Origin of the sequence: Rhodopseudomonas sp. WA056, assembly GCF_010906995.1 — a bacterium.
GTDB classification, from domain to species: Bacteria; Pseudomonadota; Alphaproteobacteria; order Rhizobiales; family Xanthobacteraceae; genus Rhodopseudomonas; species Rhodopseudomonas palustris_G.
Map to the genome: position 1 here is coordinate 16,661 of NZ_QPFS01000059.1, position 11,471 is coordinate 28,131.

11 protein-coding genes, 1 tRNA gene and 1 pseudogene are annotated in these 11,471 nt (G+C 66.9%); 5 read left to right on the top strand and 8 right to left on the bottom strand.

Going from position 1 to position 11,471, the window contains the following annotated elements:
• Window positions 1-7: 7 nt before the first annotated feature.
• A complete protein-coding gene (locus DU475_RS13195) occupies window positions 8-1,330 on the top strand; it encodes an HlyD family type I secretion periplasmic adaptor subunit (RefSeq protein WP_164632395.1) in 1,323 nt (440 codons plus the stop codon).
• A gap of 31 nt (window positions 1,331-1,361) precedes the next feature.
• Here the strand turns inward: DU475_RS13195 and DU475_RS13200 are convergent, their stop codons facing one another.
• From DU475_RS13200 to mnmA, 5 genes are all read right to left on the bottom strand, one after another.
• Window positions 1,362-2,408 carry a thermonuclease family protein gene (locus DU475_RS13200; RefSeq protein ID WP_349644187.1) on the bottom strand — a complete coding sequence of 349 codons (1,047 nt, stop codon included), beginning with the start codon at window positions 2,406-2,408 and terminating at the stop codon, window positions 1,362-1,364.
• Window positions 2,409-2,970: 562 nt separating this feature from the next.
• A tRNA-Met gene (locus DU475_RS13205) sits at window positions 2,971-3,047 on the bottom strand.
• A gap of 114 nt (window positions 3,048-3,161) precedes the next feature.
• Window positions 3,162-3,503 (bottom strand): hypothetical protein, encoded by a 342-nt coding sequence (locus tag DU475_RS13210; protein ID WP_047307047.1) that lies wholly within the window; start codon window positions 3,501-3,503, stop codon window positions 3,162-3,164.
• A gap of 40 nt (window positions 3,504-3,543) precedes the next feature.
• A complete protein-coding gene (locus DU475_RS13215; RefSeq protein ID WP_164632397.1) occupies window positions 3,544-4,182 on the bottom strand; it encodes a class I SAM-dependent methyltransferase in 639 nt (212 codons plus the stop codon).
• Between the two features lie 19 nt (window positions 4,183-4,201).
• Window positions 4,202-5,395 (bottom strand): tRNA 2-thiouridine(34) synthase MnmA, encoded by a 1,194-nt coding sequence (gene mnmA / locus DU475_RS13220; protein WP_164632401.1) that lies wholly within the window; start codon window positions 5,393-5,395, stop codon window positions 4,202-4,204.
• A 313-nt stretch (window positions 5,396-5,708) separates the two neighbouring features.
• Here mnmA and DU475_RS24525 point away from each other — a divergent pair, with 313 nt between their 5' ends.
• Together DU475_RS24525 and DU475_RS13230 are read left to right on the top strand one after the other, a co-directional pair.
• Entirely contained in the window at window positions 5,709-7,298 is a 1,590-nt protein-coding gene (locus DU475_RS24525; RefSeq protein ID WP_164632398.1) for a flagellar hook-length control protein FliK, read from the top strand.
• Window positions 7,299-7,310: 12 nt separating this feature from the next.
• On the top strand, window positions 7,311-8,030 hold the full coding sequence (locus DU475_RS13230; protein WP_142882067.1) for a flagellar hook capping FlgD N-terminal domain-containing protein: 720 nt from the start codon (window positions 7,311-7,313) through the stop codon (window positions 8,028-8,030).
• Between the two features lie 37 nt (window positions 8,031-8,067).
• Here the strand turns inward: DU475_RS13230 and DU475_RS13235 are convergent, their stop codons facing one another.
• Entirely contained in the window at window positions 8,068-8,886 is an 819-nt protein-coding gene (locus tag DU475_RS13235) for a lytic murein transglycosylase (RefSeq protein WP_142882066.1), read from the bottom strand.
• A gap of 250 nt (window positions 8,887-9,136) precedes the next feature.
• Here DU475_RS13235 and DU475_RS13240 point away from each other — a divergent pair, with 250 nt between their 5' ends.
• Window positions 9,137-9,508 (top strand): hypothetical protein, encoded by a 372-nt coding sequence (locus tag DU475_RS13240; RefSeq protein WP_164632399.1) that lies wholly within the window; start codon window positions 9,137-9,139, stop codon window positions 9,506-9,508.
• A 187-nt stretch (window positions 9,509-9,695) separates the two neighbouring features.
• Here DU475_RS13240 and DU475_RS13245 read toward each other — a convergent pair whose 3' ends face one another.
• A complete protein-coding gene (locus tag DU475_RS13245) occupies window positions 9,696-10,259 on the bottom strand; it encodes a type 1 glutamine amidotransferase domain-containing protein (protein ID WP_013503813.1) in 564 nt (187 codons plus the stop codon).
• 235 nt (window positions 10,260-10,494) lie between these two features.
• On the bottom strand, window positions 10,495-10,836 hold the full coding sequence (locus DU475_RS13250) for a cupin domain-containing protein (RefSeq protein ID WP_164632400.1): 342 nt from the start codon (window positions 10,834-10,836) through the stop codon (window positions 10,495-10,497).
• Between the two features lie 297 nt (window positions 10,837-11,133).
• Here DU475_RS13250 and DU475_RS13255 point away from each other — a divergent pair.
• Window positions 11,134-11,471, top strand: a pseudogene (locus DU475_RS13255) (beta-ketoacyl-ACP synthase III); the annotation flags it as partial.

The window sequence follows — 11,471 nt, forward strand, 5'->3', positions numbered from 1 at the left end:
CGATCCCATGACCGCATCCGTAACGCCCAAGCCTCGCCACGGCGATCCGTTCCGCGATATCAGACGCGCGGCAGGGCTCGGAATTGCCACGCTGGTGATCGTCGCCTCGACGGCCGGCGTCTGGGCCATCACGGCGCCGCTCGCCAGCGCCGTGATTGCGCCGGCGCAGGTGGTGGTCGACAGCAACGTCCGCCGCGTCCAGCATCCGACCGGCGGTGTCGTCGCCGAAATCTACGTCAACGACGGCGATGAAGTCCGCGCCGGCGACATGCTGGTCCGTCTCGACGAGACGATGCCGCGCGCCAATCTGGCGCTGATCGAAAATCAGCTCAACCAGCTCATGGTTCGTCGCGCCCGGCTGCAATCCGAGCAGAACGGCAACGATACGGTGGCGTTGCCCGCCGAGATCGCCGCGCGTCGCAACGTTGCGGCAATCGCCGAAATGATCGATGGCGAAACGACGCTGTTCGTCCGGCGGCGCGACGCGATCAGCGGCCAGCAATCGCAGCTCCGCGAGCGCAAGGCGCAGATCGCGGACGAGATCCGCGGCCTCGAGGCGCAGATCGTCTCGAAGCGCGAACAGATCCGCTGGATTCAAACCGAGCTGGAAGGCGTGCGCCAGCTCTACGAGAAGAACCTCGTCCCCTATGCGCGTCTCACCGCGCTGGAGCGCGAGGCGTCCCGGCTGACCGGTGAAGAGGGCCAGTTGATCGCCGAGATCGCCCGCGCCAAGGGCCGGATCACCGAAACCGAACTACAGATCATTCAGCTCGTTCAGGATCAGCGCCGCGAGGTGGCGACCGAACTTCGTGACGTCGAGACCAAGATCGCCGATCTCGGCGAACGCCGCATCGCCGCGCTGGATCAGTTGGATCGCGTCGTGCTGCGTGCGCCGCAGGACGGGCTGGTCCACCAGAAATCAGTCCACACCGTCGGCGGCGTGATCACGGCGGGCGAACAGCTCATGCTGATCGTGCCCAAGGATTCTCTGGTGGTTGAAGCCAAGGTCGACCCGCAGATGATCGACCGGCTCAGGGTCGGGCAATCGGCCAGGCTTCGGTTCAGCGCCTTCGACGCCGCGGTGACTCCCGAACTCGACGGCACACTGACCCGGGTCGCCGCCGACCTCACCAAGGATCAGCAATCCGGCGTGGCTTACTACGTCGCGCGCATCAGCCTCGTCCCCAGCGAACTCGCCAAGCTCGACGGCAAGGCGCTGGTCCCCGGGATGCCGGTCGAAGCCTTCATTCAGAACGGTGTGCGCACCGCGTTCGCCTATCTGCGCAAGCCGCTCGAAGACCAACTCGCTCGCGCGATGCGGCAGAAGTAATCCAGATCCATCATCGTGATGGCGATCGGGCTCATTTCTTGACGGCCCGGCACCCCGCCGTCTCGGCTTCCTTGACGCTGCAGAACCAGCGGTTGTCCGGCCCCATCTTCAGCTTCGCGTAGAGGTGACTGCCGGGCTGCTGATAAGTGCATCGGCCGCCCTTGCCGATACTGCCTTTGATGACGCATTCCGGCGACGGCGCTTCGGCCACCGAGGCGGGCCCGCGCAGGATGTCGAGGGCGCTGCTCGGCACGTTGGCGGCCCCGATGATGGTGGTCTGGCGGGTTCGGTGCCGCCAATCCGAAGGGGCGATGAAAGCGCCCGACCACAGGCCGGATTGCGCGTCCCGAGCGATGACCTCGGAAGCCTCATAGACGCGCGCCGAGCCGACGAGCGCCATCGCCCATCCGGACCGCACCATCCACTCTTCGACGCTCTCCGCATTCACGGCACAGCTTCCGAGCGACCTGCCGTGTTTGTCGTGACCGGCGACCTGGCAGGTCCATGGCTTCTCGCCGAACCGCTTGACGAGTTCGTCGCGGGCGGCGAGACCGCAGGTCCAGCCGGTGCCCTTCTCGTCGACGCACAACTGGTCGGTTTCCGGCGCGTCGATCCCCCGCAGCCGAATTTTCGTCCCTCTGATCTCGACCGTGTTGCCGTCGATCACGAGCGGCACCCCGGCGATCTCGATCGGCTCCTCACCTGGCAGGCAGACATACTGCGTTTCACGCATGCCGAGGCACCGTGCCGCGCCGGTGGTGAAGTCGATCTTCACGCCGAGGTCGCGCGGCTTTCCGAACGGGCCGCGGTCGTTGACCCGAATGCTGCAGGTCCGCCCGTTCGCGGGGTTGGTGACGACCACGGTGGTGCCGAGTGGGTATTCGTGGGAGGCTGCGGTCAGGGCGTCTCGGTTCATCGGTTCGCCGCTGCTCGTTCGCGTGCCGATCGAATACAGCGACGCCAGCACCTCTTTGCCCGAACCGCATTTGCCGGTCTTGTGAACGAAGCGGTGCACGGTATCCCAGCCGCGCGCATTGGCTACGCCGGGTGCGAGCGCCAGCACGGCCGCGGCCGCCACGCCGATCGTCAGTCTCGAGAAGAATCGCATTCCAACCCATTGCCTCCGATGGCGCGGTCTCCGCTGGAGCGGCCTAGCATAGGCGCCCGGCGATTGAATCCGCCTCGCCTCATGCGCGGCGCCCGATCAGGAGCCGTGCCATCTCTGCAGCCGAACGCCCACACCCGCCGTGTCACCGCAGGGACAGAAATCGTCGCGGTTCGAGGCAAAAATTGGATCGAAGGAATCCAAGGCCAGATCTGGGCACCGACGGATGGTGGCTCGGAGCTTTTGGAGCTGCCCCCGCTAAAGCCGACGCCCACCATACATTAGCGGAGGCCAAATTTGGGCGAGTTCGGGTTCTTCTGCAGGACAGCCGCTGCCGCGCCGGATCGACAATCCAGTACTCAAGAAAGGGCGGAGTGCTGCGGACGCCTGCAAGGACGACGGCGCGTGGCAGCCGGCGCCTCATCCAAGTGCGACAAGCGACGCGGCAAACGAATAAGGTTGCACGCCACGCTAAAACCAAGATTTCAGAGAGGCCGGTTCGATCGCAAAAATCGGCTAGCCGCTTGGAAAGCTGTGGTAGCGGGAGAGGGACTTGAACCCCCGACCCCAGGATTATGATTCCCGTGCTCTAACCAGCTGAGCTACCCCGCCACGGTGGCCCGCAATCGGCCTTGCGAAACAAGCCCTGCGAACGGGCGGCATATAAGGAGCCGCACGGCGCGCTGTCAAGCAACACCGGCCTGGCTGCTGACCCCGCCAGTTCGGCTATTTCGGACGGATGGTCGGATCGCCGCCAGGTGTGCCGGGCGGCGGGATCACCGGCGTCTTGCCGACGTCCGGCGTCGGTGCCCGAATCTCCGGATCGATACCTGCCGGAGGGCACAGCACACCGCCAGATTCGGCCAGTTTGTCGCCCAGCGGCTGACGGCTTTCGCCGGTCGTCGCGCCGGGAGCATTGCTGCCCGGCGGATGCACCGTCGCTGTATTCGGCGGGCATGCGGTCGGCGCCGGAGCGGCGGCGGCTGGCGGTTTCGGCGGCGCCTGCGCCGACGCCGGGGCCGACGCCAGTACCACGCAACTCAGAGCGAGTGAGAGTTTCGACATCATGCCCGGACAACGTGGCGCGCGGCGCCACGTTCCGGCGATGTCACAGTTTGCGATAGCGGATCAGCGAGAAGTGGCCCATCGGCGGCATCGGCCGGCGCTCTGCCAGCTCCACCCCGCCGTGGCGCGCTGCCCAGTTCACCAGCCGCGCCCACGGGAACTCCGGCCGCCAGCCGAGCCGGCGCGCGATCGGCGAGAACGCCAGCTCGAACAGCTTGCGCGGCCCGCTCTCGGCGCCGATGTGGTTGACCAGGATCAACTCGCCGCCCGGCTTCAGCACCCGGACGAAATCGTCCAGCGTGGCTTCCGGGTCCGGCACCGCGGTAATGACGTATTGCGCCACCACGGCGTCGAAGAAGTCGGCCGGGAACGCCAGGTTCTTGGCGTCCATCACCGCCAGAACGTCGACATTGGTGAGGTTCATCGTGCGGACGCGCTCATGCGCCTTGCGCAGCATCGGCTCGGAGATATCGACGCCGCACAGCCGCGTAGTCTTCGAATAATCCGACAGCGACAATCCGGTGCCGACGCCGACGTCGAGCACGCGCCCTCCAATGGCGTCGGCCACCGCGATGGTCGATTGCCGGCCGCTGTCGAACACTTTGCCGAAAACCAGATCGTAAATCGGCGCCCAGCGCGCATAGGCTTTCGCCACGCCAGCGCGATCGATGTCGTTCGCCATACCCTGCCCCGAAAACCCTTCAGCCGCGCGCGGCGGCCAGCGCCGGCGCCTCGATTTGCTCGCGCCCGCCTTCGAACCGGCGCGGCGCGGCGCTCTTGATGAAGCCACCACCGAGCACGCGCGCCTGACCCTCGGCCGCGTCGTAGAACACGCAGGCTTGGCCCGGCGACACGCCCTCCTCGCCGACCACGAGTTCGACCTCGTAGCCGCCGTTCGCGGCGCGCAGCCAGGCCGGCTGCGGCTCCCGCGTCGAGCGAACACGGACGAACAGTTCGAGTCCGTCGCCGACCACGTCGTCGAGCGCGCCGTCGCCAATCCAGTTGACGTCGCGCAGCACGATCCGGTCCATCAGCAGCGCTTCGCGCGGGCCGACCACGACCTGACGCCGCGCCGCATCCAGCCGCAGCACATACAGCGGCGCGCGCGACGCGATGCCGAGGCCGCGGCGCTGGCCGACGGTGAAATGCACGATACCGGGATGCTGGCCGAGCACGCGGCCGTCGATATCGACGATGTCGCCCGGCTCCATCGCGTTCGGCTTCAGCCGCTCGACCACGTCGGTGTAGCGCCCGGTCGGCACGAAGCAGATGTCCTGGCTGTCGTGCTTGTCGGCGACCGACAGGCCGAACTGCCGCGCCAGCTCGCGGGTCTGCGACTTGGTCATGTCGCCGAGCGGGAAGCGCAAGAATTGAAGCTGCTCGCGGGTGGTGGCGAACAGGAAATAACTCTGGTCGCGGTCGCGATCAGCGGCGCAGACCAGCGCCCGCGATCCGTTCTCGAGCCGCCGCGACGACACGTAGTGACCAGTCGCCAGCGCCGAGGCGCCGAGTTCGCGCGCGGTGGCCAAGAGGTCGCGGAACTTGACCGAGCGGTTGCACTCGATGCACGGCACCGGCGTCTCGCCGGAGGCGTAGCTGTCGGCAAAGCTGTCGATCACCGACTCGCGAAACCGGCTCTCGTAGTCGAGCACGTAATGCGGAATGCCGATCCGCTCGGCGACCGCGCGGGCGTCGTGGATGTCCTGGCCGGCACAGCAGGCGCCCTTGCGATGGATCGCCGCGCCATGATCGTAGAGTTGCAGCGTGATGCCGACGACGTCGTAGCCCTGCGCCTTGAGCAGCGCTGCGGTCGCCGAGGAATCCACCCCGCCGGACATCGCGACCACGACGCGGGTGTCCTGCGGCCGGCCTTCGAGATCCAGACTGTTGAGCATTGGTTCGGTCATGAGCTGCGACCGGCGTAAGCCGCGCGGTCATCCTTCCGCATTGTCCGGAAGCGGCAGGGCCAATTCCGCAAACTTCGGTGATGCAGGCTTTTAATATAGGCCGCCTTCCGGAGGCGCAATCGCAGCGACCCGGTTTTGCGGGCCGGACCCGCGGCAAATTCTGCCGCCGCGGCAGAAATGGCGTGTCGGCGGCTGGTACCGGCACCCCGAGCATCCCCGCATCCGTTTGTTTTACCTACACTTTCGGTTTGGCCCGGTCCTTGCTGAAGAAGTTCCGGACTGAAGCGTAAGAGAGATTGCCGTGGTCAACGTATCGCCGGACGTCGCAGCCAGCACCGCCTCCCCGTCGTCCCGCACGTCGGCGCGTCAGGAGCGGTCGTCGCACACCAAGGATTTCGCCGCGCTCGTCGACAGCAATACCGCCGCCTATGACAAGGCTACGGCGGCGCCCGCGAAATCGGACTCGCGTTCGTCGAGCGGCGCGGCGGACGACCGCAGCACCAGTCATAGCCCCCGCACCGAGCGGAGCGAAGCGCCGGACCGCAGCCGCAGCCGCGACGCCGACCAGAGCTCCCGGCGCGCCGAAGACGCATCCTCGTCCTCTGAACCGACGACCTCGGGTACCAAGGCGGACGAGGCCGGCAGAGCCGACAAATCCAGCAAGACCAGAACCGACAAGGACGACGGCACCAGATCCTCCGATGGTGGCGCGTCCAGTGATGGCAAGGCCAGCGCGGACGCGCCGGGCACCGACCAGACCAAGGTCGAGGATGCTGCCGCGACCATCACGATCACGGCGGACGCCACCGCGCTGATCGCGCCGAAGGTCGAGATCACGACGGCCGATGCGACCGCGACCGATGCGGCCGCTGCACCCGGTGGCACGCCGGCAGCGCTCGCGGCCGCGGCGGCGCTCAAGGCCAAGGCGGCGGCCGAGACCGCAACTGTAACGACGCCGGCCGAAGGCACCGCGCAGAACGCGACCGCGGAGACAGCTTCGACCGGTATCGCGACCGATCCGAAACTCGCGGCGCTCGCCGCGCAGGCCAATTCGGCCAATGCGCCGAAGGCCGGCACCAAGACCGACGCCAACGCCAAGACCGACGGAAAGGCCGAGGCGAAGACCGGCGACGGTGCGGCCGTCCAGACCGCGACCGCAAACGCCTCGGCCGCGGCGATGCAGCCGCAGGCCGCTGCGGCAACGACCGAAACCCGGCCGCACGCCGCCTCCCAGGCCGCCCACACGCTCGCCGACGGCGGCGAAGGCAAGGATGGCGGCCAGAAGCCAGCCGCCTCGCCGCTCGGCGCCGAGGCGGCACTGCCGCAGGCCCAGGCCAATGTCGGCAGCAACAGCCAGCCACCGACGCCTTTCGCGGTGATGCCGCATCTGCAACCGACCCTTACCGCCGCCGGCACCACCGCCGCGGGGGCCCAGCAGCTCACCGCGAACCCGGCGAGCAATATGCCGGTGCCGGTCGACAGCCTCGCCGTGGAAATCGCGGCGCGCGCCCGCGGCGGCGCCACCCGCTTCGACATCCGGCTCGACCCGGCCGAACTCGGCCGCATCGACGTCCGGATCGATGTCGACCGCCATGGTCAGGTGACGTCGCATTTGACCGTGGAGAAGCCCGAGACGTTGCAGATGCTGCGGCAGGACCAGACCCAGTTGCAGCGCGCGCTCGACGATGCCGGCCTGAAGACCGGCAATGGCGGGCTGCAATTCAGCCTGCGCGACCAGTCGTCGTCCGGGCAGCAGGGTCAGCAGCAGGACGGCGGCCGGCAGCCGCAACGACTGGTGGTCAGCCAGGATGATACGCCACCCGCGGCCGTCGCCGGCCGCGGCTACGGCCGCATGCTCGGTGCGAGCGGCGGCGTCGATATCCGGATCTGAGGAGCAACGCGCATGTCCGTCGATTACTCAACCGCGACTACGCCGTACTCGGCGCCGAACGCGAACTATTCCGCGGAGAGCGCGAAGTCGAAGACCAGCTCGACGCCGGGGATCGCCGACAACTTCCAGACCTTCCTGACGCTGCTGACGACGCAGCTCAAGAACCAGAATCCGATGGATCCGCTGGACACCAACCAGTTCACCCAGCAGCTCGTGCAGTTCGCCGGCATCGAACAGCAGCTCAAGTCCAACGAATCGCTGAGCTCGCTGGTGGAGCTGCAGACCACCGCGCAGGCGACGCAGGCGCTCAACTTCATCGGCGCCAGCGCCGTCGTCGACGGCAGCAAGACGCAGTTGACCGACAGCAAGGCGACGTGGTCGCTGTCGACCGACAAGCCGGTGACGGCGCAGGTCTCGATCGAGAGCGACACCGGACAGACGGTATATTCGGGCAAGTTCACCATCAACGCCGGCAACGATCAGGCGTTCGCCTGGGACGGCCGCGGCAACGACGGCACGCAATGGCCGGACGGCAACTACAAGCTGTCGATCGTCGCCACCGATGCGTCGGGCCAGACCGCCACCGTCTCCACCCAGATCTACGGCACGATCGACTCCGTGGACCTGACCCAGACCCCGCCGAAGCTGTCGATCGGCGGCCAGAGCTTCACGCTCGACCAGATCAACAAGCTGGTCCGGCCGACCACCTCGACGCCGGCGACCGCGATGTAACGATCGTCGGCGACCGCTCAGGACAGCGCGAGAACGCTCACGGCTCGACCAGCCTGTCGGCGAAGTAAGCAATCGTCTTGCGATACACCAGCGCCCGGTTCCACTCGCGCATCGCCTCGAAATTCGCCGTTCCCTCCTCGTAGGAACCGCCGGCCTTCCAGCCCGCGGTCTTGAGCAGGTTGGCGGTCGAGGCCAGCACGTCCGGCACGCTGTGGCGCAGATCGACGTGGCCGTTGCCGTCGAAATCGACGCCGTATTTGATGTAGGACGACGGCAGGAACTGGGTCTGGCCGAGCTCTCCCGCATAGGCGCCGACCATGTCGCGCAAGGTGAGGTCGCCGCGCTGCACAATCTGCAACGCTGCCAAGAGCTCGCCCTGGAACAGCTCGGTGCGACGGCAGTCGTGCGCCATCGTCGCCAGCACGCGGAATACCGGCAATTTGCCCATGTCACCCTTGCCGAAATCCGATTCCAGCCCCCAGATCGCCACCACGATCTGCGGCGGCACGCCGAACTGCCGCTCGATCCGCGACAGCAGCGAGGCATGACGCATCAGCATCGCGCGACCGGTCTTGATCCGGCCCGGCCCGACCCGCGTCGCCACATACTGCTCGAAAGTTTTGTTGAAGGTGCCGCGCTGGCGGCGATCGAATGCCAGCACCGCAGGATCCGGCGTGACGCCGCCGAGCGCTTGGGAAATCACGCTCTGCGAAATGCCTGCCTGTGCGGCCTCGGCCGAAATGCTGGAGACAAACGTGTTGAAATCACCGCCGCAGCGGGCCGCCTCGGCCGGCGCCGCGGACAACAGCGCACCGGCGAGGGCGCAAGTGACGAAAGCAAGGCGCAGCTTCGACATCTGAATCGTGTCTCCTCACAGAGCAAATAAGGGAAGCAGGAACGGGCGGGCAGCGAAACCGAAACCGAAACCGAAACCGAAACCGAATGCGTATTGACGCGTATTGCTATGACAATCGCGCGAATCTACCATTTCGTGCTTGCGGTTGCGAGGCGGGCTCAACAGCGTCATATCTTGAGGTATCTTTCGGCTTCGAATCCAAGCCCGCAGGCGACGCCGGCGGGATATCGCCACTGAAGGGATCGACACCATGCCGCGCCGGAGTGCCTTGCTGGGCCAACCGCTGTTTCGCCTGCTGGCGATCAATCTGGCTATCGGCGTGATGATCGCCGCACTGCTGCTCGGCGGGCTGCTGTATCTCAATCCAGGCCATCTGCGCGACCTGATCTTCGCCGACGACTCGCCCGGCACCGCGCTCGGCCTGCTGCTGTTCGGCTTCGTCGTCACTTTCGGCTCGGCCGCGATGGGCTCGGCCATCATGGCGATGGGCACCGATCTGCGCGGCGGCGACAACGGCGGCAAAAAGCTGGCGCTGCCGATCGAGCTGATCTCCGGCGCCGAGGCGATCCCGGTGCGCGCCGACCACGGCGCCCGGCCGATGCGGCGGCGGCGCGACATCTGAGCGTGCGCCCCGCGGCGACATCCGGCGCCGCTGCACTTCACACGCATCGTCCGCACCATCGCGGCTCCTCTCGCATCAAAACCGCGCCGGTGAACCACCGGCGCGGTCGTTGTTCGCATCCTGAAACTGTCGCGGATCACAATGGCGAAACGGCGGCTGAGGCCGCCGCGCGCCCCGCGCCTGCGGCTCAGGCCGCGCGGCGCTGGTGCTTGCCCTCGCGGATCTCCTCCACGATCTTGGCGGAGAACGCCTCGAGGTCGCCCGGATTTCGCGAGGTGATCAGGCCGTTGTCGGTGACGACGGCGGAATCCTCCCACTGCGCGCCGGCGTTGATCACGTCCTGCTTGATCGAGTGATACGACGTCATCCGCTTGCCCTTGGCGATGCCGGTTTCAATCAGCAGCCACGGCGCGTGGCACACCGCCGCCACCGGCTTGCCGGCATCGTAGAAGGCCTTGATCAGCTTCAGCGCGTTCCGATCGACGCGCAGCAGATCCGGGTTGATCTGCCCGCCCGGCAGCACGATCGCGTCGTAGTCGTCGGCCTTCACCGAGCCGAGTTGCTTGTCGACCTTCACCGGCCGGCCCCAATCCTTCAGATCCCAGCCTTTGATCTCGCCCTGCTCCGGCGACACGATATCGACCTGCGCGCCGGCCGCCTTCAGCTTGTCGCGCGGGGTTTCGAGTTCCGACTGTTCGAAGCCGTTGGTGGCGAGAATAGCGACGCGCTTGCCATCGAGTTGGCCTGCCATGATTGCTCTCCATGCTGTTCTGAACGCCCCGCTGAGTAATCGGGTGCGAGAGCGATCGTTCCGCGGGGAACAAGACACGAAGGTCACCAAAATCACGCCTCGGCCGTGATTGCCGCGGACGCAAGTCACGTCGTCGCCGGCCTTGCCTCGGCGCCTATCACGCGAACGATGCCGACGATCGGGGTGGTGGTTCGTGGTCGGCGGTGCACGCCCCAAGCGCCATCGCGGAAGCAGGTTACTTCGCCGCCGCCGGCCAGAACATCGTCAGCCACACGCTCGGCTGATCGGTCGCGGTGGCTTCGACGCGGTGGCGGCAGTGCGCCGGGATGTCGACCCAGGTGCCGGGAGTGAGGTCGAGGCTGCGGTCGCCGTCTTCGAACCGCAGCACGGCAGAGCCCGACAGCAGCACGACGAATTCATCCTCGTTCTGATCATACCAGAATCCGTCCGGGCTCGACTGGCCGAACGAGACGATACGCTCGACGCGGATGCCGCCGCGGGCCACCAAGGTGTCCAGCACTTCGTCAGGGCCGGCGGGCGGCAGCGGGTGCAGCAGATGTCCGTGGGGTGCGTCCATGACCATGATCCTCGGCGCGGAATTTGGCCCCGATCTGCGCCGGCCGCCACACCTTTTGCGATCGCGCTTGTGTTTCGCCGCGCGCCGTTTCATACCGCTTTCGCCCGTGCCGGCCGAGATGCCCGCGCGCCCCGCCCGCCGGCCTCCCCGCTCCCGACCAACGGACGATGTGGCCGCGTTCCGCCTTTTGTCCGGCGTCAAAGCAGACGCGGCCGAAACGGCGTCGGATACCGGCAGGGCGCGGCGGATCGCTTGGCCGGCGGTCCTCTCACTCAGCCACTGAGCCTGGAGCTTTCCGTGCGCCCTGCCGTCATTGCCGCGACCGGCCTCTACACTCCGCCCGACAGCGTTTCCAATGCCGAGCTGGTCGAGGCGTTCAACACCTATGTGGCGAACTTCAACGCGGCGAACAAAGCGCGGATCGAGGCCGGCGAGATCGAGCCGCTGCAGCCGTCGTCGTCCGAATTCATCGAGAGGGCTTCGGGCATCAAGTCGCGCTACGTGGTGGCCAAGCCCGGCATCGTCGATCCGGAGATCATGCGCCCGATTATTCCAGAGCGCTCCAACGACGAATTGTCGATCCTCGCCGAGATGGCGGTGACCGCGGCCGAACAGGCTGTCTCTTATACACCTCT